This window comes from Lysinibacillus sp. NPDC048646 (assembly GCF_050272295.1).
Lineage (GTDB): Bacteria > Bacillota > Bacilli > Bacillales_A > Planococcaceae > Lysinibacillus.
Window position 1 is genome coordinate 37,836 of record NZ_JBNNLZ010000003.1, and the last position, 23,104, is coordinate 60,939.

25 protein-coding genes and 1 other annotated feature are annotated in these 23,104 nt (G+C 37.1%); of the genes, 7 read left to right on the top strand and 18 right to left on the bottom strand.

Annotated features, from left to right (window positions below; all coding sequences use genetic code 11):
* The first annotated feature begins 164 nt into the window (after positions 1-164).
* Complete coding sequence (locus tag ACQKII_RS04730; RefSeq protein ID WP_427456845.1) at positions 165-875, top strand: helix-turn-helix transcriptional regulator; 711 nt, start codon at positions 165-167, stop codon at positions 873-875.
* 117 nt (positions 876-992) lie between these two features.
* A complete protein-coding gene (locus ACQKII_RS04735; RefSeq protein ID WP_010859821.1) occupies positions 993-1,235 on the top strand; it encodes a DUF2626 family protein in 243 nt (80 codons plus the stop codon).
* Between the two features lie 222 nt (positions 1,236-1,457).
* On the opposite strand, the gene ACQKII_RS04740 is transcribed toward ACQKII_RS04735, so the two are convergent.
* Positions 1,458-2,108: a YidC/Oxa1 family membrane protein insertase gene (locus tag ACQKII_RS04740; protein ID WP_427456847.1), complete on the bottom strand. Its 651-nt coding sequence runs from the start codon at positions 2,106-2,108 to the stop codon at positions 1,458-1,460.
* 367 nt (positions 2,109-2,475) lie between these two features.
* Complete coding sequence (locus tag ACQKII_RS04745; RefSeq protein ID WP_427456849.1) at positions 2,476-3,120, bottom strand: MBL fold metallo-hydrolase; 645 nt, start codon at positions 3,118-3,120, stop codon at positions 2,476-2,478.
* 167 nt (positions 3,121-3,287) lie between these two features.
* Here ACQKII_RS04745 and ACQKII_RS04750 point away from each other — a divergent pair, with 167 nt between their 5' ends.
* Both ACQKII_RS04750 and ACQKII_RS04755 read left to right on the top strand, forming a co-directional pair.
* Positions 3,288-3,467, top strand: a complete 180-nt coding sequence (locus ACQKII_RS04750) for a DUF2759 domain-containing protein (RefSeq protein ID WP_010859823.1) — start codon at positions 3,288-3,290, stop codon at positions 3,465-3,467.
* A gap of 271 nt (positions 3,468-3,738) precedes the next feature.
* Positions 3,739-4,278 carry a TlpA disulfide reductase family protein gene (locus ACQKII_RS04755; RefSeq protein WP_427456851.1) on the top strand — a complete coding sequence of 180 codons (540 nt, stop codon included), beginning with the start codon at positions 3,739-3,741 and terminating at the stop codon, positions 4,276-4,278.
* A gap of 513 nt (positions 4,279-4,791) precedes the next feature.
* Here the strand turns inward: ACQKII_RS04755 and ACQKII_RS04760 are convergent.
* From ACQKII_RS04760 to rpmG, 4 genes are all read right to left on the bottom strand, one after another.
* Positions 4,792-6,687, bottom strand: coding sequence for an LTA synthase family protein (locus tag ACQKII_RS04760; protein WP_427456853.1), 1,896 nt, complete (start codon positions 6,685-6,687; stop codon positions 4,792-4,794).
* Between the two features lie 284 nt (positions 6,688-6,971).
* Positions 6,972-7,181, bottom strand: coding sequence for a YqgQ family protein (locus ACQKII_RS04765; protein WP_143995301.1), 210 nt, complete (start codon positions 7,179-7,181; stop codon positions 6,972-6,974).
* Positions 7,182-7,183: 2 nt separating this feature from the next.
* Positions 7,184-7,768: a 5-formyltetrahydrofolate cyclo-ligase gene (locus tag ACQKII_RS04770; RefSeq protein ID WP_427456855.1), complete on the bottom strand. Its 585-nt coding sequence runs from the start codon at positions 7,766-7,768 to the stop codon at positions 7,184-7,186.
* A gap of 65 nt (positions 7,769-7,833) precedes the next feature.
* Positions 7,834-7,983 carry a 50S ribosomal protein L33 gene (rpmG, locus tag ACQKII_RS04775; protein WP_008408521.1) on the bottom strand — a complete coding sequence of 50 codons (150 nt, stop codon included), beginning with the start codon at positions 7,981-7,983 and terminating at the stop codon, positions 7,834-7,836.
* A gap of 150 nt (positions 7,984-8,133) precedes the next feature.
* Here rpmG and ACQKII_RS04780 point away from each other — a divergent pair, with 150 nt between their 5' ends.
* A complete protein-coding gene (locus ACQKII_RS04780; RefSeq protein WP_427456857.1) occupies positions 8,134-8,586 on the top strand; it encodes a hypothetical protein in 453 nt (150 codons plus the stop codon).
* Positions 8,587-8,588: 2 nt separating this feature from the next.
* On the top strand, positions 8,589-9,086 hold the full coding sequence (locus ACQKII_RS04785) for a hypothetical protein (RefSeq protein WP_427456859.1): 498 nt from the start codon (positions 8,589-8,591) through the stop codon (positions 9,084-9,086).
* Positions 9,087-9,161: 75 nt separating this feature from the next.
* Here the strand turns inward: ACQKII_RS04785 and ACQKII_RS04790 are convergent, their stop codons facing one another.
* From ACQKII_RS04790 to ACQKII_RS04830, 9 genes are all read right to left on the bottom strand, one after another.
* Positions 9,162-9,740, bottom strand: coding sequence for an anthranilate synthase component II (locus ACQKII_RS04790; protein ID WP_427456861.1), 579 nt, complete (start codon positions 9,738-9,740; stop codon positions 9,162-9,164).
* Positions 9,737-11,122 (bottom strand): anthranilate synthase component I, encoded by a 1,386-nt coding sequence (trpE, locus tag ACQKII_RS04795; RefSeq protein ID WP_427456863.1) that lies wholly within the window; start codon positions 11,120-11,122, stop codon positions 9,737-9,739. The genes ACQKII_RS04790 and trpE overlap by 4 nt, the downstream gene beginning before the upstream one ends.
* Before the next feature lie 360 nt (positions 11,123-11,482).
* Positions 11,483-11,691 (bottom strand) — a binding site (T-box leader).
* 39 nt (positions 11,692-11,730) lie between these two features.
* The gene (locus tag ACQKII_RS04800; protein WP_427456865.1) at positions 11,731-12,786 is read right to left on the bottom strand and encodes a mechanosensitive ion channel family protein; all 1,056 of its coding nucleotides are present in this window, start codon (positions 12,784-12,786) and stop codon (positions 11,731-11,733) included.
* A 68-nt stretch (positions 12,787-12,854) separates the two neighbouring features.
* Entirely contained in the window at positions 12,855-13,727 is an 873-nt protein-coding gene (locus ACQKII_RS04805) for a hypothetical protein (RefSeq protein WP_427456867.1), read from the bottom strand.
* A 192-nt stretch (positions 13,728-13,919) separates the two neighbouring features.
* Positions 13,920-14,579, bottom strand: coding sequence for a phosphate signaling complex protein PhoU (phoU, locus tag ACQKII_RS04810; protein ID WP_427456869.1), 660 nt, complete (start codon positions 14,577-14,579; stop codon positions 13,920-13,922).
* Between the two features lie 13 nt (positions 14,580-14,592).
* A complete protein-coding gene (pstB, locus tag ACQKII_RS04815) occupies positions 14,593-15,384 on the bottom strand; it encodes a phosphate ABC transporter ATP-binding protein PstB (RefSeq protein ID WP_427457449.1) in 792 nt (263 codons plus the stop codon).
* A gap of 54 nt (positions 15,385-15,438) precedes the next feature.
* Positions 15,439-16,317 (bottom strand): phosphate ABC transporter permease PstA, encoded by an 879-nt coding sequence (gene pstA / locus ACQKII_RS04820; protein ID WP_143995312.1) that lies wholly within the window; start codon positions 16,315-16,317, stop codon positions 15,439-15,441.
* 1 nt (position 16,318) lies between these two features.
* Positions 16,319-17,266, bottom strand: a complete 948-nt coding sequence (pstC, locus tag ACQKII_RS04825) for a phosphate ABC transporter permease subunit PstC (RefSeq protein ID WP_427456871.1) — start codon at positions 17,264-17,266, stop codon at positions 16,319-16,321.
* 64 nt (positions 17,267-17,330) lie between these two features.
* Positions 17,331-18,308, bottom strand: a complete 978-nt coding sequence (locus ACQKII_RS04830) for a PstS family phosphate ABC transporter substrate-binding protein (RefSeq protein ID WP_427457451.1) — start codon at positions 18,306-18,308, stop codon at positions 17,331-17,333.
* A 566-nt stretch (positions 18,309-18,874) separates the two neighbouring features.
* Between ACQKII_RS04830 and ACQKII_RS04835 the strand changes: the two genes are divergently transcribed.
* Entirely contained in the window at positions 18,875-19,069 is a 195-nt protein-coding gene (locus ACQKII_RS04835) for a hypothetical protein (protein WP_427456873.1), read from the top strand.
* Positions 19,070-19,325: 256 nt separating this feature from the next.
* Here ACQKII_RS04835 and ACQKII_RS04840 read toward each other — a convergent pair whose 3' ends face one another.
* The 3 genes from ACQKII_RS04840 to ACQKII_RS04850 form a co-directional block, all read right to left on the bottom strand.
* On the bottom strand, positions 19,326-21,530 hold the full coding sequence (locus ACQKII_RS04840) for a peptidoglycan D,D-transpeptidase FtsI family protein (RefSeq protein WP_427456875.1): 2,205 nt from the start codon (positions 21,528-21,530) through the stop codon (positions 19,326-19,328).
* 247 nt (positions 21,531-21,777) lie between these two features.
* On the bottom strand, positions 21,778-22,383 hold the full coding sequence (locus ACQKII_RS04845) for a superoxide dismutase (RefSeq protein ID WP_107950185.1): 606 nt from the start codon (positions 22,381-22,383) through the stop codon (positions 21,778-21,780).
* Between the two features lie 232 nt (positions 22,384-22,615).
* Complete coding sequence (locus ACQKII_RS04850) at positions 22,616-23,095, bottom strand: DUF456 domain-containing protein (protein ID WP_427456877.1); 480 nt, start codon at positions 23,093-23,095, stop codon at positions 22,616-22,618.
* Positions 23,096-23,104: the final 9 nt, after the last annotated feature.

Below are 23,104 nucleotides of genomic sequence, written 5' to 3' on the forward strand. Positions count from 1 at the left end.
TTGCAAATTTTCACTAAAAATGAATATAACTATATGCTAAAGTTAATATTTATGTTGAAAGGAACTGTAACTTTTTCAATAATACAATATAATAGAATCAACATAATTTTTTCCTAGCTAAATTTTAACAACATATTCAAAAAAACAATATTGAGGTGAAACAAATGATCCATCCATTAAAAATTACTAGTACATTAGCCGATGAAACAAGATACTCTATCTATGAGTACATCCTAAAAGAGAAAAAAACAGTAACCGTACAAAATATCGCTGATCAATTTGGCATACATCCAAATGTTGCACGCCTTCATTTAACGAAGCTATCTGAAATCAATATTATTTCAGCCGATTTTGCCAAAACCGGTAAAGGCGGTCGCCCTGGACGTGTTTATAAGGCCTCGAAAAAAGGTGTATCCCTTACATTTCCCCGCCGTGATGAAGATCGCCTGTTAAAATGGTGCATTCAACTGATTCAAGAATTAGGTGAACCTGCATTGGCAAAATGCCAAGACATTAGTTATCAAGATGGCTTCCAGCAAATGAAAAATTATGTAACCGCTGAATTAACATTGAATAATACATTTTCCTTTGAACAAAAGCTCCAATTGCTAACAGATAACGCTGCATTAATCGGTTATGTGCCACAAATACAGCAAACAGAACATGGAAAAAAAGTGATCTTCTCCATTTTTAATTGTCCATTCCAAGAGCAGCTTAATAACCATTCAGAAATTGTTTGTACTTTACATGAATCTTATTTAAAAGGACAGTTAGATGCCCTATTTTCAAGTAATGAATTTGTCCAAATTGAAAGCATGGTACATAACTGCGATTTATGTAAATATGAAATAAACGTGACAGAAATCGAAAGCTAAATCAAAAATCCAATTGTTTGTCACAAAGAAGAAGAAGTTCCAGTTTACAGACACCTTTCATATCATTTATAATGAGTAAGAGATTATTGTGTCGTGGGCAAAAGGAGGGGAAATTTCATGGATAATATGTATAAAGTTATGGCATTCTGGACAGGTATATTTGCAGTTATGTTCTACCTTGGTGGTATGAACGAAGTATCGCTATTATTCGTAGGTAATACAGGTTTATTCTTATTATTAGGCTTCTTAAACCTTTCAGAACGTATGTACATGTACATTTTCGGAGCATATTTAACTGTATTCTTCGCTGGCTTCACGTACTATACAACATTCATTCACGTACCTGGTGCGGGACATTAATACAGAGAAAATAGTGTGTCTCATAAATATGTGAGACACGCTTTTTTTGTTAATTTAGGAAATCTGTTCGATAAGAGCAGAAATTGATACATAAATACGTGATAAATCTACATTTCTTTGCAGTTGGTCGCATAAAAACATAGAAAAAATCCCCCTTCACCATCAATTAGGTTCGTTTGCTATTAAACCTATATGAAACGTTTGGGGGATTTTTGCATATTATTAAGTTAATGTAGGTTTAAATTTATTGAATACAAAAGTCTGTAAAATCATCCAAATAGATGACACGGTCCAATAGAACGGAATGGCAGAAGGCATGAAAATTGAAGATAGGACTACCATAACAGGCATCACGAACATCAGCATTTTCATTTGTGGATTACTATTGTCCGATTGCTTAAATGACAAATAAATTTGAATCATCATCGCTAAACCTGCAATAATGGCCATAAAACTATCCGTAGAACCTAGATTAAACCATAATAAATCCTCATGTTTGATGGAATTACTTTTTGAAATGGTATAGTACAATCCGGTTAAAATCGGAAATTGAATGAGCGCTGTTAAACAACCACTTTTCATTCCTGAAAAGTTTTCCATAACTATTTGAGAGATTTGTACTTGATATTGTTTACGTTCTTCTTCTGTTTTAGCTTTGCTTAATTTTGATTGTAGTTCTATTAAGTGACCTTTATTTCCTTGTGTAGTTTGAGTAACAGCTAGTTGGGATTTAAAGGATTTATAATTAGGGTACATCAGCATTAAGCGTATCACAACGGTTAAAAGGACTATAGCTAATACGTAGCTACCTGTAAAGTTAAAGAAAACATCTAACAAATTTGTCATTGGTTGTGTTAATAAAAATTCAAACATTAATTAATATCTCTCCTTTTATAATTGTTTGTTATAAAAGGGATATTAATTCTTCGTCATTATCGGACTTACTGTAAATTACTTTTCTCAACCATTTATTAAGAAATATACGAGATAGATAAATCCTATTTTCGAAATTAACATTAACAGTTAAATCAATCGTTACATCAAGTTTAGTATAGATGGCAGAAATTTTATCAAAAATGGTAAAGATGTATACCTTAATAAATGGACTATGTTGAACTAAGTAACTAAAATCAGTAATCAACGACAGTAGTAGTATTAATTCCATTCACATCACCTAGTTCTATTTTATCATAAATGCATGTGATTGTATAATTTTACAATTTATACAGACTAATAATTTTTAAAAGCCATTTAAAAATGGATTTGTTTCCATCTCAGCCCCAACTGTCGTATAATTACCATGACCTGGATAAATAATGGTATCCTCTGGTAGCGTTAATAGTTTATCATGAATCGATACCAGCAATACCTTTGTCGAACCACCAAGTAAATCTGTTCGACCAACACCTTGCTCAAATAATGTGTCTCCAACAATTGCAAATCCATCATTTTCAAATATATATGAAATACTACCTGGTGAGTGACCTGGTGTAAAAATAGCTTTAAAAACAAAATTGCTTATGTCAAATTGTTGTTCTTTCTTAATAATATTTTCTTCAGCTGGTGCTGCGACATTATAATTCGGCAGCGCTGCATATTTACTCGAGCCATTTTTAGTTGGGTCACTTAACCAGCTAACTTCTTTTTCATGAATCCATACTGGAAGTGCAAAAGTCTCTCTTACTGTATCTACTGCACCAATATGATCAAAATGCGCATGTGTTAAAAAAATGCCTAGCGGTTTAAGTCCATTACTTCGTATAACCTTTATAATACGTCCTGCTTCCTCGCCTGGATCAAAGATTAAACATTCTTTGTCTTTATTCGATACGATATAACAATTCGTTTGCACTGGACCAAGCGAATAGCTTCGTACGTTCATCATCCTCATCACCTCAACTTCATATTATACATTCATTGCCACAATTTGACGATAAAAGTTCATAGTTTCCGCTATATTAGTTCTCGACAAACAAAGGTAGAACGTTTACAATTAAGTAGGAATATTGTTTACGACATTCATTTTCTGATGTCGAAAGGAGTGTCTTTTTAATGAACTTATTAATGGTTATTTTTGGTCTAGTAGCGATCTTAGCAGTCGTTGGTACATTCCAAGCAATTAAAGAAAAGAACCTATTAAGCGTTGTTTTCAACTTATTAAGTGCAGCTGTATTTGGTTGGTTCACAATCATGACAGTTATCCATAGCGGATACCCACCAACATTACACTAAGATTTAGACAGAGTAAAGAGCAGTCTCATGAGAGGCTGCTCTTTTTCTATGTCTTTCCCTCCTTTTAATAAAGCGTTGTTATCTACGTATCGAATCAAGTTAACATCGTGCAAATTGCAGAAATTTGTCCTGTTATACATCGGTACCTTGTAAAAAAATAGTTACTGTTACCTCTTTTCATTTGAGGTATAATAGAAGTAAATATATAGAAAAATAGTATATTTTTTAGTATCCACTTTATCACAAATAGTACCGTATTAAGGAGATTCTCATGCAGCGTAAGAAAATTATTTTTATGATATTTTCAGTGTTATTGATCATTTCACTCATTGGGATTGCTGTGAAAAATGAAATTTCTAAGGAAGCAGCAATAAATTTGATCGTTGATAAAGAAGATGGGACCAAACAAATCGTCTTTGACACGAAATTGACACAATTAGATGAATCAACGACAACATTGGAAGAATATAAAGGGAAGATCCTCATCATTAACTTTTGGGCTTCTTGGTGCGGCCCTTGTCAAGAAGAAGCGCCAGACTTAAAGGACTTTTATGACAAAAAACCTGATAATGTTGAGTTATTAGCAATAAATGCAACTTCATCAGACAGCCGTGAAAACGCCATTAAATTTAAGGAATTGTATAATTTAAGTTTCCCTATATTTCTAGATTTAGATAGATCGCTAGGTAAATCATTAGAAGTAATGGCTTTTCCAACAACTTTTATTATTAATGCTGAGGGCATACTAAAGTACACGATAAAAGGTCAAGTCAATCAAAAGCAATTAGATAAATTGCTATCTACTCTTTAGTTGTCGTGGGAGTTAACCTGCTCATCACAAGAGCTTGAAATTGATTTCCATTCTGTCCCTGCCTCTATTTTATGAGCCAGCGCTCTCTCAGCCATCATATTGTAGTATTTAGCCCTCTATAAGTATTAGAAAGCCGCAAACTCGAATATTCAGCATTAATTAAATGGCTATATAAAAAAAGAGACCTCACAAGGAGATCTCTTTTTTTTATCCCGCATTAACGGTCAGTAATTTATCTGTTCCGAAAGCGAAGCGTCAGGTACAAGCCGCCCACCTCAAGTTAAAAGTTGAGGTGGGCGATCTAACTGACCGTAATAGCCCGATTGGTTCGGGGCAACAGGATGTTTTATGTGCGAAAGCGAAGCGGCAGCGACAGATGTTTTTTGTGCGAAAGCGAAGCGCCAGCAACAGGATGTTGGTCACACAAGCTTTTTCACAGGATGTGAAGGTTTTAGCTTGTGTTCCTCTATTTATTGTAGGGATGAAGAAAGCCCCACTGATGGAAGTTTCACTTTATTTCACTGCGTCTTGCTTTAAGTTGCCCGTCTTTTCATCATAGAAACGGAGTAAGTCTCCATTAATAATGGCATCAGAGTTTTCTAATTCAATCGTTGCACGATCAGCATAAGGCTGACATGGCTCACCATCGATTTGCTCACCTGTTGCTTTGTCGTAGCAAGCTTCTCCAGCATAGACATATTTGTCAGTTACAAAACGACCGTCACGGAAAATAACAAAATCCTCATGCTCAGGAGAGAATAAATCTGCACCTATTTGCATATCTTTTGACGTTTCAACTCCTAGAAGGTGTAAAATCGTTGGACGTAAATCCAATTGACCAGCTACCTCCTGCATTTCTTTACCTTCACCAGAACCAGGAATATGGACGAATAAAGGTACTTCTTGTAACAAGGCATTATCATAAGCTGTAATGCTATCTTTACCTAAGTACTGTGCCATTGCTTTGTTATGGTTTTCAGAAATACCATAATGGTCGCCGTACATAACGATAATTGAGTTATCATAGACATCTTGATCTTTTAATGCTTGGAAAAAGTCTTTAATACCTTCGTCCATGTAACGAACTGTTTGGAAGTAACGATTTAATGTACCTGAGTTCGAAGTATATTCAGGAATCATTACATCATCTGGATCCAATGTGAATGGATAGTGGTTCGTTAACGTAATTAAACGAGAGTAGAATGGCTGTGGCATGTCTTTCATTAATGCAGCAGATTGGTCAAAGAATGGAATATCTTTCATACCCCAGTTGACTGCTTGCCCTTCTTCTACTTTATATGAGTCTACATCATAAAATTTATTGATTTTTAATGATTTGTACATCATGTCACGATTCCAGAACGATTTGTTGTTCGGGTGCATAACGTTTGTAAAGTAACCATTTTCCCCAAGACGTTCAGCCATTGAGTTATACGTGTTACCACCATGTGTGAAGAACACTGCACCACGACCAAGGCCAAATAATGAGTTTTCAACAATAAATTCTGAGTCAGATGTTTTCCCTAGACCTGTTTGGTGGTAGAAATTACTGAAATAATACGTGTCTGGGTCTTTTGTTAAAGAGTTTAAGAACGGTGTAATTTCATGACCGTCCATATCATTATTAATCACAAAGTTTTGTAAAGACTCAAGTGATACAACAATAAGATTACGATCCTTGTATTTTCCAAACATATCTTTATTGATAGCTGCCTGATTTGATCGAATATAGTTATTCACTTCTACTAATTCACTGCCATCCGCTAATGCGCGTTGTGCAGAAGATTTTGACTGAATATAAATATCATACAAATGGTAGTTGTACGTACCGATATTTTTCACAAGTAATTCACGGTCAAAGCTACGTGTTAAAAGTTGTGGACGCTCTGTTTCCGCTAAACCTAAGTTTAAGAAAGTCATTGCAATTGCTAATACGAAGAATGCACGACGGAATTCAACGTTAACTTTTACTGCTGCCTTCATTCTTGGTAAGTATTTATTTGCAAGTATTAAAATAAATACATCCGTAAAGTACAATAAATCCCAAGGGTTAATAATGGCTGCTGCCGATGTTCCTAGATCACTAAAGTTACTTGTCTGGAATAATACCGGTAATGTAATAAAGTCATTGTAGAAACGATAGAAAGCAACGTTCCCATATAAGACTATTGATAAAATAACACTGACAATAAGAATATAACGATTTTTTGCTTTCGGTGATTTAAAGAATAACGATAAACCATAAGTAAACAGTAAAAAACTTAGCGGGTTAATAAACAAAATAAATTGTTGCATTGCATTTTCAATTTTCATCTCAAAGCTTGTGTGGTAAACAATGACCGTTTTTATCCAAGTTGCTACGACTGCTAGTATCATAAATGAATGTTTAGGCCACTTTAATGATTTCATTCCTAACATCCTCTCCTATTCCTTACACAAAAAAATAATAAATTTAACTAAATTGTTACTGAAACAAAATATATCTTAATCCTTTTTTCACAGATAAGCAACAGATATATTTTTGGAAAACATTTCCGCTCATGCTCTTATATGCTCGGGATACTTAATATATACGTTTCTCATTGTAAAAAGTTTCGTAAAAACATAAAAACAGTGGGAAACCACTGTTTCTGAGAATATTACATACATATTACAATATTTTTACCATACCCAAATCATTCACAATTAAAACACTATTGTTTATTTTGTTCAACCCGAAGTCTTGTTGTTTCTTGTCGAATCAATAATAAAGCCATTTGATAATCTTTAATATCTAGCACATTAGACTTATATAACTCGCGAATTTCATCTTCCATTAACATTAAATCACCAATTGGATCACGTGTATAAATATAAGTGCCATATGTTTTCAATAATTCATAAATATCTAACATTTTATCCATTTTTAATTCGCTCCTCGTTGTGCTACACAGTTAATACGATTTGTAGGTGTCACAATGATATCCACCGGACAATCATGTGTCTCTTTTGGGACATTTTCACGTAGCTGTTCATCGAAAAGCAGCGACATGAGCTTACCCTTTGTATAGTTTACTAAATAGCGATCATAATAACCACCACCATAGCCTACACGATAGCCATGTATGTCAAACACAACTCCTGGAACAAGTATGACATCCATTTCATTTGCGTCAACAAATTCAGAGAGTTCCGGAATTGGCTCACGCAAATGCATATAAACAGTTTCTAGCTGAGCGAACGATTCTATGACATAAAACGACATTTCTCTCGTTTTCGGGTTACATTTAGGAACAGCAATCTTTTTGCCAAGTTGCCATAGCGCTTCAATTAAATGAATTGTATCGACCTCTGGCTTATTGGATATCGTAATACCAATCGTCTTTGCTTCTATTATATATGTTTCCTGTAACACTTTTTTAGCCACTAAAAATGATTGGTCGCGATATGCAGTTGCAGTCATTTTAGCAAGGGATTCGTGCACTTCATTTCGTAAAATTGTTTTATCCATACGAGGCTACCTCCTATTAGAATGTAGAAAGCCAAAACCACATGTGGTTTTGGCTAAATGAGCGATTACTTTGTTTCACGGTGAAGAGTGTACTTCTTCTCGCGAGAGCAATATTTTTTAAGTTCAAGACGCTCTGGATTGTTACGCTTGTTCTTTTTTGAAATGTAGTTACGTTCGCCGCAATCTGTGCAAGCTAAAGTAATGTTTACGCGCATCATTAACCCTCCCACTCTATATCAAGAATTAAAATTTGAGCATGATTTATACGACTAACCCATTATACCATAAACTGAAAAAAAATCTACCTTCATTTCATATTAAGTTTGCATGTGGTAAAATACCTTATAATTACATAATTTAATGAGGTGAAACTATTGGATTTATCCATCATACTTATGATTGCTGGTATCGTTCTTATAGTTGTATCGTTCTTTTTCAAAAATACTGCGAAAAAAGTCGAACAAGATGTAGAAGAGTTATCTATCTCTATTTTTCAAGAAACAAATAATTTGAAACGTCGCTTGAAAATTGTTGAAGAGGAGCTTCTTCTAGAGCCAGAATTTCAGGTGAAATCACCTGTAACGCAAAATCAATCGATACAAAATCCGAAAATGCAACAGGTTATGCACGCTGTTCAACAAGCAGCTCAAGCGACAAAGTCAGCTCAAACGCCCCAACAAACGAAGCCTATTCACCAAATCATTATTAGTCAGGTACTTGAACTCAATAAGCAAGGCCTTTCTATAACTGATATTAGTATTCGTTCAAATTTAACAGAAGAGCAAGTTCGACAAGTGATTGCAAACGGAGGTCGGTAATTATGAATAACTCCGCTATCCGTGCATTTGGCATCGCACTTTTTCTAATCGGGGCATTGCTTGCATTAGCAGATCGTTTTGATGTCAATATTGGCTTACCCACTGTAACCTCCTCTACGGACAAGGATGTAGAGGCATTACAAAAGAAATTAGCTAACGCAAAGAAAGAACTTGCCTCGTTAAAAGAACAGGCCACGCAGCAGGCTGCTGCTAAAAATACACAAGACGATCATACGCCTGAAGAAACAAACGAAGTTGACACTGAGACAGATGTCCCAACAGATGCAACTACGATGACGCTTCAAATATATAGTGGTATTACCCCATATATCGTGGCACAGAAACTTGAAGATGGTGGTATTATTCCGAATAGCGTAGAAATGGAGCTCCTTCTGGCAAATGCTAAATATGCTCGCAGCTTACAAATTGGCGCTTACGAAGTAAACGCTTCGATGTCATTAGAGGAAATTGCTAAACTTATTACCGGAAAGAAGCAATAAGTCCCAACTTATAATCTATTGAAAGAAGGCTGTTAACAAAAATCAGAAACAACTGACTTTTGTAACAGCCTTCTTTTATACCATTTGTACTTGTTCTAGAAAGGCTAGCACCATTTCACTGCCCTCTTTTGTGCCGATTGATTCTGGATGGAATTGTAACCCGAATAACGGATATTGCCTGTGCTGAATCGCCATAATTTCAGCATCATCACTTGAGGTTGCCGTTATGATAAAATCCTCATGTAAAGAACTCGGCTCAATAATTAACGAGTGATAGCGCATCACTTCAAGTTCACCGTCTAAATGAGCAAATAAACCTGTTTTGCTGTATCGCAAAGAAGACAGCTTTCCATGCATAATATTTTTTGCTTGCACGATGTTCCCGCCAAACGCCTGCCCAATCGATTGATGTCCTAGACAAATCCCTAAAATCGGAAACTCCGTATATAGCTCTTTCACCACATCCACCGTAATCCCTGCTTCATCTGGTGTACCTGGACCAGGAGATAAAATAATCGCCTCTGGCTGCAATTCCTTTATCGCTGCAATCGTTAGTTCATCGTTACGTACTACCTTCACTTCTTTTCCTAACATACTTACCTGCTGATATAAATTATATGTGAATGAATCATAGTTATCGATCAATAAAATCATTTTTTTACCTCCAGTAGCGCACGAGCTTTATTGAGTGTTTCTTCATATTCTGATAAAGGAACCGAATCATATACAATACCAGCTCCCGCCTGTACATGCGCACGGTCATCTTTGATAATCATTGTCCGAATTGCAAGGGCTAAATCCATATCCCCTGTTGAAGAAATATAGCCAACTGCTCCTGCATAAACTCCACGCTTCACCGGTTCCATCTCATTAATTAGCTGCATAGCACGAATTTTCGGCGCTCCTGATACTGTACCCGCTGGCAAGCACGCACGCAGCACATCCAATACATGCACCTCATCGCGTAGTTCGCCGATGACCTCTGATACAATATGCATAACATGTTTATAACGCTCAATGTTCATATATTTAGCCAACTTCACTGAACCTACTTTTGATATACGCCCAATATCGTTACGACCTAAATCTACCAACATACGGTGCTCTGCAATTTCCTTTTCGTCGTTACGTAAGCTCTCAGCCATTGCCTCATCTTGCTCAAGTGTTTTACCACGTGACTTCGTACCTGCAATGGGATTCGTTGTTACCTTTCGATCTTTAACCTTTACTAGACTTTCAGGAGAAGTGCCTAAAATTATATACGCTCCATAATCCATATAAAACATATACGGTGATGGATTTGATGTTCTCAACTGACGGTATAATGCAAAGGGACTGCCAGTATATCGTGATGAAAAACGCTGAGATAATACGATTTGAAAAATGTCACCCTTTATAATATGCTGTTTGGCACGTTCTACCATGTCAACAAATTCTTCTCTTGGTATCATGGGTTGAAAATTTAACGTTCCTAGCTCCATCTCTTCAAACGTTGTCCCAGCATAAAGCTGCGCCTCCATCTCTTTAATAGCCTCATCCATCATTGTTAGCGAGCGCCCCTCTTCAAATAAATCGATAGCTGCTAACGTAACCTCCTGCTTTAAATGATCGAAGACGATAAACGTATCATAGAAAAAAACATGTACATCTGGCATAGCTAAATCATCATGTAAATATTCACCGATTTTCTCAGCATAAAACGCTGTTTCGTAACCAAAGAAGCCAATTGCGCCTCCGAAAAAGGCAAATGGATAGTCTGTCTCATGGAAAGGCATCATCTGCTTTAATTTAACAAGTACATTACCGCTTGACTTTTCCATATCCTTGTCTTTCGTAAATGTGTAGCCATTTTTATCCCCAATAAGTTCAGCTATTGGATTGACGGCGATAAAGGAATATCGCCCACTTTCCTCGTGCTTAGCCGACGATTCGAATAGCATCTTATGTTTTCCTGCTAGCGATTGATACACCGAAATCGGCGTCATCATATCACCTTGTAATACCTTCATGGCAAATTTCCTAAGCTCTACTGTCATACTCTGTCTCTCCTTCGCTATACTATGCTCTGCTCTACTGCACCAAAAATTCAATATCATTTACGCCTCAGCAAAATTGCGTACGAATTTTGAATTGTACTTTGGCCTGCATGATGCAGGTCAGTTAGTCACTATCTCATGGCTGTGATGAAGTTAGATGATCATCCTACCTTGATTCCCTTCAAAATCCGTGGCATCCGCCGGAGACTTTATCTTTATTCAGTCAGTGTTTGAACGCTCACTGAAAAAAGACTATCGCATTCATCTCGCCACCAATACAGGTGGCTGTCTTCTATGGCTGCCGCTTCGCTTCCTCCACAAAAAACATTTGCGAATGCATATAAAAAGGCCTTTCCATCACAAAAGGACGGAAAAGCCGTGGTGCCACCTTCATTGGTCTCATTAAGACCCACTCAAAGCCTTGTAACGTAGGCAAACGCTAATCCATACTAATTCTTTCAGGATTAGAGCTCCGAAGTCCATTCACCATTCATTTGTACTAGCTCTCACCAACCGCTAGCTCTCTGAAACAAAATATAATAGCTACTACTCTTCATCAAAGCTGATTGTTAGTGTCTATTGTAAATCAAAGAGTCTAACAATTCAAATTATTTTTCGTTATGAAGCCAATAATCACCTGTTTGCTCTGCTAGTACAACATCATAATCTATCAAAATTTGTCGAATAGCAAATAGTATATCCTGTCTTACACTTAACAAAACACCCGTATCGTTTGTGGCCACATAAAATCGCACCAGAACACGGTATGAAGCTGGTCGAAACTCATCAATAAATACATGAATCAAATCTTTTTCCGTATCCTCATGTAAATAAATTTGCTGATGAATCATACTGAATGCACTACGTAGTTTTTCTTCTTCGTTTTCAAGTGCTACATAAAGAAATTGTTCACATTTTCGTTTTTCACGTTGCGTTAAATTATAAAGTGGGCGATTTACTAAATAGGAGTTTGGTACATAAACTAGCCCTTTATCGCCTGTTTGAATAAGTGTACTACGTAGGTTAATATCCTCAATGATTCCTTCAATCTTTTGATCTTCTGTGGTTACCCAATCGCCAATTTGAAACGGGTTGTCGAGTGCAACAGACATCCCACCAAAAACATGGGCCAATGTATCACGAATCCCAAATGCAATGGCTACACCTGTCAAGCCAATTCCCGTTAAAAAGCCATTCAAGTTAAAATCCCAAAAAGAAGCGATGGTAAACATAGCTAAAATCATGATGAGCACTTTACCAATACGTAGGAAAAAGGGCAACAGTACATTTTGCTCCCCGTCATTATTGATAGACAAGGGTTCTTTTGTATAATAATGTAATACATCGTATACACCTTTAAAGGCAAAAAACACCATAATGGACAAAACAAAGTTTTTCGTTGCCACCACATCTAGAAACAGCGATAAGCTAAGAACAATAACCGCTGACATAAATGCATAGCGTATCGCTTTATTAAATTGTTCCAGTACCGTTGCTTGAAAGGAACGTTGTCTTTTTTTCAAAAACGCGACACTGCTCGTAATGATTTTCTTCAGCACGAAATGTTGGAATAACCAGCCAATTAGCCACAAGGCAATTGCAATCAAAATTTCCGCCCATGAAGGTGCTGTCACATTTGGTAATAACAATTTCAATGAATCCATATAATTCTCCTTTTTACCTATGTACATAAAATAAGCCGACCAAAATCCAACTGGTCAGCTCCATGTGTTTATTGAATAGCATCATCCGCAAAAAAAGTTTTTTCGGCAAACCAAAATTGTTGCTCGTTAAAATTTTGCTCATGCATAGCAATTACAGAAAACTCAGCATGATAGATATGCTTCATTTCTTCTAACATTGCTTTCGTACGCTTTCCTAATAAATATTGACCATCAATGGGATTACCTTCGGTGAATATAATAATATCTGCTTCTGTACATTGCTGATTTTCTTTTAGTAATCCTTTCACAAACTGTAACACAGGTAAGATGGCAGCTTCGCCTTTTGCCTTATATTCTATAAAATCCTTAAAATCAGATAAATTTAAATGTCCATTTTCAAATCGATAATGGACATGAATTTGGCGATCAAACGGCACGATATATAAATCTCGCTTTTCACGATGTGCAGTCGTAAATAACGGTAAAATCATACTTTTGCAAAGCTCGGAATAGGCCACCATTCCTGTTGATTGTTCAAGACAAACAATCATTGGTCCAAGCTCTTTTTTATATTCAGCAAACGGGACGTAGAAGATATTCCCTTTTTTAGTCGTATGATGCTTCAGTTGTTGCCGCTTTGTCTCCTGCCATTTTCGTTCATAATACAAGCGTTGCTCTTTTCCATTCGCTAGCCGTTCAGCCTGCTCAATAGCAGGTATATTTTCTCGAATTTCATGCATGATATCAGCTAACTCAAGTGCAAATGCTGCCATATTTCGTAGTGTCTCACTCTTGTAAAAATAGTTAATAAAAAAATGTTGCTCTCTGTCACTTAACTCCTCAAGATGTAAGTGTTCATATAAAAAACACAAGCATTCACGTTGTTCAGTTGTGATATCAAGTTCGAATTTCTTTATGAGTGTTTCTACAGCATCTTTCACAAAGCGGCACCACCTTGGCACATAATTTTGGATAATGTCTATAGTATAACCAATTTGGTTTTTTGCCAATACAATTTACTGCGCAATATTTGACGCTGCTACGCAGGGCAATGTTGCGGTTATTTCAGTATTTTTTCTGCACTTGCAACACATCCCAAAAAAAGAGAATGGCTTCCGCCCTTCTCTTCTTCATTAATTATTCAATTCATAATGTTTACCTTTAACTAAGTAAAATAAGTGCTCAGCAATATTTGTTGCATGGTCAGCTGAACGTTCTAAATAACGGCAGACAAACGTTAAATGTGTAATCTGGTGAATATGCGATGGATTATCAGCACCTGCTCGTAGTAACAAGGTCACTGTCGCCCCATATAAATCATCAACATAATCATCAAGCTCGGCTATTTCTTTTGCACTTACAGTATCTTCTTCCGTAAAGGCTTTGATAATACTTTCAAGCATTTCAACCGTTTTATTGCACATTGTCTGTAAATTAGTTGTGGGAAAGATAAGGGGCTCTTTACCGAGGCGAATTGTCTCCTTGGCAATATTGACCGCATAATCCCCAACTCTTTCCATATCAGACGCAGCTTTCACTAACACCATTAGACGGCGTAAGTCTGTCGCTACTGGTTGTTGCTTAGCAATCATTAAAATTACACGATCATTAATTTCTTCTTCTAGACGATTAATGACTAAATCATCTTCAAGAACCTTTAAGGACTTTTCTAAATCCTGCGCCAATAACGCATCAAAAGCTATTTTTAAAGCATTAATACTGCTACTTGCTATCTCTACAAATTGCCCCTGAATTTCTTTTAACTCTTGCTCAAAGCGTTCACGCACTACCATCTTTCGTTCCTCCTTAGCCAAAGCGTCCTGAAATATAATCTTCTGTACGTTGATCGGCAGGTGTTTGGAAAATCACATCCGTTTTGTCGTATTCAATAACTTCTCCGCTTAGGAAAAATGCTGTACGATCTGAAATACGAGCCGCTTGTTGCATATTATGTGTGACAATAATAATCGAATAATCTTTTTTCAGCTCTTGTACCAATTCCTCAACCTTTAACGTAGAAATTGGATCAAGTGCAGATGTAGGCTCATCCATTAAAATGACATCTGGCTCGATTGCTAAACAACGCGCGATACAAATACGTTGCTGCTGCCCACCGGAAAGTCCATATGCATTTTGATTTAAACGGTCTTTAACCTCATCCCAAATAGCCGCACCACGTAATGATTTCTCAACAATTTCATCCAGAATTTTTTTGTTTTTAATACCATGTATACGAGGGCCATATGCGATATTATCATAAATAGATTTTGGGAATGGGTTTGGCTTTTGGAAGACCATCCCTACATGCGTTCTTAATTCTTCTACTGTATAATTTTTATCCAAAATATTGCGCTCACGATATAAAATTTCACCAGATGTACGAACGATTGGTACTAGCTCTACCATTCTGTTTAATGTTTTTAAATACGTCGATTTCCCACATCCAGAAGGACCAATTATAGCTGTTACTTCGTTTTCATAAATGCTTAAATTGACATCCTTTAAACCATGGTGATCGCCGTACCATAAATTTAAATTGCGTGTATCATATACCATTTTTTTTGCTACATCTATAGAAGGCTTTGCGCCTGTATGAATCGTTTTGACAACTGATTTTTCCTCTTTAAAATCTATTACCATAAGGTCACCTCATTAATAACGTTTTTGGAATTTATTTCGAATAAAGATCGCGATAGAGTTCATCAGTAAGAGCACTGTCATTAGCACTAAAATACCGGCCGCTGCTACATATTGAAATGCCTCTTGTGGACGTTTTGCCCAATCATAAATTTGCATTGGTAGCGCCGTAAACTGACTTAGTAAATTATCAGGTAAAAATTGTAAAATAACTGGAATTCCGATAACCACAAGTGGCGCTGTTTCACCAATTGCACGAGATAATGCTAAAATACTTCCAGTTAAAATTCCTGGTATTGCTGCTGGAAGGACGACACGTAGAATTGTTTGCCATTTTGTCGCGCCCATACCGTAAGATGCTTCACGTTGTTCACTTGGCACAGCACGAATGGCTTCCTGTGCAGCTACTATAATAACGGGTAAAATTAGTAAACTCATCGTAAAGCCTGCCGCTAAAATACTTTTACCTAACTCCATCATACGAACAAAAATCGTTAACCCTAGTAAACCAAAAACGATGGAAGGTACGCCCGCTAAGTTTGAGATATTCATACGAATAAAGTCATTCAGTCTATTTTTCTTTGCGTATTCTTCTAAATAAATCGCGGTACCTACACCTAAAATGATTGAGACGGGTGCGACAACGCCCATCAGCCAAAGTGAGCCGACTAATGCCGCTTTGATTCCCGCTTTATCCGCAAATCGTGAAGCGAAATTTGTTAAGAAATTGAAGTTTAAATAATCTATACCTTGCGTCACTATGCGGTATAGCAAAATAGCAAGCATCACTAATGCAAATGTAGTGGCTAAGAAAAACAAAGTCTTCCAAACTTTATTGAATGTAATACGCTTCGTCATTCGTTTCATGACAACTGAGTCATCGATATAGCGCATGCTAGTAAACCTCCCTGAAGCGTTTCGAAATATAATGAGCGATTAAATTCATCACTAATGTAAAGATAAATAATGTGAATCCTACTGAGTAAATAGAGTAGTAAATTGTCGTTCCGTAACCTGCGTCACCTGTTGAAACCTGCACAATATATGCTGTCATCGTTTGAATTGAATCTGTGACATCCAAATCAAATTTCGGCGTGGATCCTCCTGCAAGTGATACGATCATTGTTTCACCTATTGCCCGGGAAATAGCGAGTACAACAGATGCTATAATACCTGATAAAGCCGCAGGTAAAACTACTTTAATGGCCACTTCAAACTTTGTAGCCCCGAGCGCAAGTGCACCTTCTCTCATACTATTGGGTACAGACGACATGGCATCTTCTGATAGTGAAGTAATCATCGGTAAAATCATGATCCCTACAACAATCCCTGGACTTAGTGCATTAAAAAGTTTTAACCCAGGAATAATTTGTTGTAACATCGGTGTGACAAACGTGAGTGCGAAGAAACCATAAACAATTGTTGGTACTCCTGCTAAAACTTCTAATATCGGTTTAACAATACGTCTAGTTTTCTCATTCGCATATTCACTTAAATAAATCGCTGACGCAATCCCAAATGGTACTGCCACCACAACTGCAATCAGTGTGACTTTCAACGTACCAGCAATAAGTGGTAGAATCCCAAATAACGGTTCCTTTCCTGAAAACGGTAGCCACTGTGTACCAAATAGGAAATCCGTAATCGAAACACGTTTGAAAAACTCAAACGTTTCAAAAATAAGGGTGAAAACAATGCCAAATGTCGTCAAAATAGAGATCAGGGCTGCAGAAAATAATAGAGCTGGCATTGCTTTTTCCACTATTTTCTTCGTTTTATGATTGCGTGAATTCGCAATTAATTGCTGCACAGAAGTTGTCTTATTTTCTTTTTGAGAAACCATTGGGTGCTCCTTTCAAGTAAGCAAGGGAAAGAGCATACATCTCTTTCCCTCTATGCATGTCTACTTATTTTAAGCCTTCTAAAGTTTTTAAACCTTCAGCATATTTTTCTTCAGGTAGACGAACATAACCTACAGCCTCAGCCATATCTCCTGAGTTTTCAAGTGTGAATTTCATGAAATCATATGCTGCTGCATTATCTTTAATCGCGCTATTTTTTACATATGTGAATAATGGACGTGAAAGTGGTTCGTATTTACCAGTTTCAATTGTTTCATTTGTAGGTTCTACACCATTTACTTTCACAATGTTTAATTTGTCTTTATTTTCCAAGTAGTACGCATAGCCGAAGAAGCCGATTGCATTTTTGTCACCTGCTACACCTTGCACTAGCATGTTATCATCCTCTGATAATGTTGCAGCACTTACTAGATCCGCGCCATCTAAAATCACTTCATCAAAGTAGTCATATGTTCCAGAGTCAGTACCTGGTGAATAGAATACGATTTTTTCAGCTGGCCATGATGGATCGATATCAGACCACTTCTTTTCTTTCCCGTCTTCAACCCAAATCTGTTTTAATTGCTCTACTGTTAAATCCTTTGCCCAATCATTCTCAGGGTTTACGACTACTGATAAACCGTCATATGCTAAAGCTAGCTCTGTAAAAGCAATACCTGCTTCTTCTAGTTTCGCTTTCTCTTCATCTTTTATATAACGAGATGCATTTGAAAAGTCTGTCTCTCCTGCGATGAATTTTTCAAAGCCACCACCAGTTCCAGAAACACCTACTGATACTTTGACATCCGGTTGTGCACCTGCATACTCTTCTACAACTGCTTCAATAATCGGCGCTACTGTTGAAGAACCATCTCCAGCTACAGAACCTTGCAGTTTTTCGTCAGCAGCATCTTGACCTGAACTTGCTGGTGCATTCGTTTCTGCATTGTTACCGTTTTGAGTAGCGTTGTCACCACCACATGCACCTAGCATTAATGCTGAACCCATTACCGCTGTCATCGTTAAGTACTTCCACTTTTTCATCTCATTGCCTCCGTCACTAACTTTTTTATAGTTGTTTGCCTTACAATCTTTACTATAAACACTGATTGTTGAAGTCGTATAAACCGTTCGTAAAAGAGACGTAAAGGAATGTAATGGTTTGTAAATGATTGTAAAGAAGAATTTACAATTGACATCAATTTCACCTTGGCGTAATTGCGTTCGGATTTTGAATTGTGCCTGCACAATTCACTCCTTTCAAAATCCGTGACATTCACCGGAGGCTTTAGGCCAACAGATGTTTTTTGTGCGAAAGTGTAGTGCTAACGTAGCGGCAGCAACATGATGTTGGTCACTCAGGCGTTTTCACAGGATGTGAAGTTCTTAGCCTGAGTTCCTCTATTTCAAGCAGGTGTTTTATGTGCGAAAGCGTAGCGGCAGCGACAGGAGATTGGACACCCAACGAAAAGGGGCCACACCCACATTCATTTCACCATCTTAAGGGGTGAGAGTCTTCTTCTGAATGAAGATAAAACTTGCTTCCCCTATGAAAGATGCTATAATAAGCAATTGTGTGTCAGAAAATAATATAAGAGGGGTTTGACTTTGTGATAAAACATGCAAAAGTACAAAATGCCGATTACTTTAAAACGTATTTAACACTTGTCATGAAACATCGGGAGTTATCTTTACAGGAGGCTGTGGATTTTATGGTACAGTCTTATTTCTGTAATAATATAGAGCTTTATGGTACAAAACCAAAGCAACAATTTGAATTAGCTGTCCAGCAACTATCTGCCTAATAAAAAAATCGACTGTCTCTTCTATGAGAAACAGTCGATTTTCTTATTTATATAGAACTGCGTGCTGTAAAATCCATGCCCGCTTTATGGCGTAATCCGTCTATCCGTCACTTTAATCCGTCTATCCGTCACTTTTCACTTTCTATCCATCACTTTATAGATTCTATCCGCCAAGCCGATAATCGATCTAAATAATCAAAGTCAACTCAATGGAAGAAAAAAACCGCTAGGCATTTTTCATGCACTAGCAGTTTTGTTATTGTTGCTCATCTTCAGCAATTTTTTCTTTCGTGATTGCTGGTAAAATTGGTTGCTCTACATTGCTATCAGTAACTTTCGCAGAATCATATTTTTCTTTTAACTCGTAATACTTATCCACTGAACGTTTAGCAATTTCATTATTATTATCTAAATACTCTGTAAAAATTGTTGTTACCCAAGGAATGACAACAGCATAAGCAATTTCAGGATTTTCATAGGGAGCAAAACCAACGTGTGTTAAGTTAGATGTATTAGTCCCATAATGCTCTGTTAATGGTCCATAATAAACTACCTCAGCTGTACCTGTTTTCCCAGCTGCTGTATAAGGTGCATTGGCGAATTGTTTACGTGCAGAACCTTGATTCCCTGTATATACACGACGAAGCCCTTTTTTCACATAGTTAATTTCTTCTGCTGAATTATCGATGCTATTTAAAATCGTCGGTCCCACTTCTGTTACTAATTGCCCAAGCTTCTGGCCATCTTTTGATGGGTCACGCACTTCTTTTACCACATGTGGTTGAATACGATAACCACCGTTTGCCACTGTAGAAATATATTGTGCTAATTGCATTGGTGTATAAGTATCATACTGCCCAATTGCTAAGTCGAGTGTTTTACCACCCATCGTTGGACCTGATGGCCCCTGCACGCCACTAAATTCATTCGGTAAATCAATCCCTGTTTTTACCCCTAAGCCAAATTGCGAGTAAGAATTACGCATTTTTGAAAACGTATCATCTCTTAAACGTAGCGGCATCATATAACTATAAGGTGTTCCATTAATAAGCAGGGCAGTTTTAAACATATATACGTTAGAAGAACGCTCAAGAGCTGTCAAACCATCCATAGATATATAGCTATCACGGTTAAAAATCGAGCTCTTTTTTGGCGTGCCCAGTAAATGAATGGGTTCGTCTCCGAATACAGTACTTGGCGTAATGACTCCTTGATTATAACCTGTTAACATTGTAGCTGCTTTTACTACTGATCCTGCCTCATAGGCTGTTGTGAATGAACCATATGCATAATCTACGATGATGTTTTTACCTGTTTCAGGATCCTTCTCAATTTTCTTACCGACCATCGATAAAATATCCCCTGTTTTAGGATCCATCATCACTAAAAAGGCACGATCTAATAGATATGATCCAGATTTTGCCTTTAATTTCAGCAGCTCATCCTCTACAATTTTCTCCGTCTCTGCCTGTAATTCGCTATCAAGTGTTAACACTAAATCCTTACCTGGCTCGCCCTCGTACGTAGTAATCGTATCGACAACTTGCCCTTTTTTATTGGTAATATTTTTGACAACTGTTTTTTGTCCTTGTAAAAGCTCTTCGTACTGGGCTTCAATATAACTTTCCCCAACACGGTCATTGCGTGAGTAATCGCGCGCTAAATAATAGTTCAGCTTTTCTTTAGGAATCCCTTTTGTTGGTAGCGTTGTACGTCCTAAAATAGAAAGCGATGATAATTTGACACGCTTCCAGTCCGTTGTCGTATTGACCCCTGGTAATTCTGTTAGACGTTCGGAGACACGCGCAAATTCATCAGCCGATACATTTTCACTCTTAATGATTTGCGGCGATAAATTGTAGCCGGATGCCATTTCTCGGTAAATCGCCAACACTTCTAAATCAGCCTCTGTAAGTTGTGCTAATTCTTCGTCTGTAATACGCTCACGCACAACACTATCAATCTCAGCATTGATTTGACTTGTCGTAATGTTTTCTTGCGTTTTAATTTTTGCTTCTTCTTTGTCTGTTATCTTCTCATAGGCAGCATCGTGATTTTTAAGAATCCAAAAATCCTTCTTATCCCGTAATGTGACACGTTTCGTTGGCTGTTCAATCAATTGCGCCAACTTCTCCGCAATTTCCAGTATTTCATCCGTTTTTGTCGTCTGCATTTTCGTATACGTAATCGCATTTTCTGGCTGATTATCGACTAAAATACGCCCGTAACGATCATACATACGGCCCCTTGGCACACTTGTATTAACAGGAACTTCCTCTTTACTCTCTAAAAGTCGTACATACTCTTCCCCTTTTACAATTTGCATATAACCAAGCCTAAAAATTAACATTGAAAATATGATAAATATAGCAAAGAAAAGGACATTCATTCGAAATGTTAAATTGGAATGATGTTTAGCTTTAACACTCGCAGCACGATTTTTCCCAGGTGCTTTGCGCATATGTATTCCCTCCTCCTCTAATTACTGTCTAAATACACGATACTAAGTATACCATCCGAAGTACCGTCAGAAAAGCATACCCTTGAGTAAAGCATCATTTATTTGACGACCTTTCATAAGAAAAGTTTCTTACACTTGTAAATTAGCCAATTCGGGCGATAAATCAAAAAAAGTACTCGGTAAAATCAAAAAAGCTATGCCAAGGTGATTTATTCTCACCTTTAGCATAGCGCTGTATTAAATACTATTATTTTGCAGCTTGGAATTTAGCTTCTACTACATCCCAGTTTACTACGTTCCAGAAAGCACCGATATAGTCTGGACGACGGTTTTGGTAGTTTAAGTAGTAAGCATGCTCCCAAACGTCTAATCCTAGAACTGGTGTTTTACCTTCCATTACTGGAGAGTCTTGGTTTGGAGTAGATGTTACTGCTACTGAATCACCATCAACGATTAACCAAGCCCAACCTGAACCGAAGCGAGTTGTTGCAGCTTTTGCAAATTCCTCTTTGAAAGCATCGAAAGAACCGAATTTAGCATCGATTGCTTTTGCTACTTCACCAACTGGTGTATTTGAACCGCCTGGAGCGATTAATTCCCAGAATAATGTATGGTTAGCATGTCCGCCACCATTGTTACGTACAGCTGTTTGTTTGTCAGCTGGAAGTGCATCGATGTTAGCGATTAATTCGTTAATATCTTTTTCTGCAAATTCAGTACCTTCAACTGCTGCGTTTAAATTTGTTACATAAGTATTGTGGTGTTTAGAATGGTGAATTTCCATTGTTTTTGCATCAATATGTGGTTCTAATGCGTCATAAGCGTAAGTTAATTGTGGTAATTCGTAAGCCATTGTTAAGTTCCTCCCTAAAATAAAGAAATAATATTAGTACATCCTTAGATTATCAAAATTGGTCAAACCATTCAATGAAAAATACCTCAAATCCAAGATTTCAGCCTTTTGACTGAAAAACCAATTCGATTACTATCATACCCGCTCCTTTATTTTGTTAAACATCCCTAAATTTGATGCACATATATGCACTCGACGTTTAAATCTTCCGCAATTACTGCCGTTGTCAACGTTAAATTGCGATAAAAAAAACAACAATCATAACGACTTGAATTACCCCTTTTGCTACGGTTGATGTTAAAAAACCAATCAGTGAACCAATTCCACTTTTTACGGCTTCGCTCACAGTACGTCGCTCCACTGCCAGCTCTGCAATAACCGCACCTAAAAATGGACCGATTAGTATCCCAGCGAAAGGAATGACGAATGGGCCAATTAACAAGCCTATTGTACTGCCCCACATACCCGCATTCGAGCCACCGAATTTTTTTATACCGAATGCATTTGCTACTGTATCAGCGCCGAATAATAATACAACAAATAATATTTCAATTACCCAGAACCACCAGCTTAAATCAGAAAATGAAAAAAATACGCCATATAGTAAAAAGCCTCCGACTAGAAAAATCACACCAGGTATAATCGGGTACACGAGCCCAACAAATGATACGATAAAGCAGGCAATTACTAATATCCAGCCAACAACTTCCATAAAACCTCT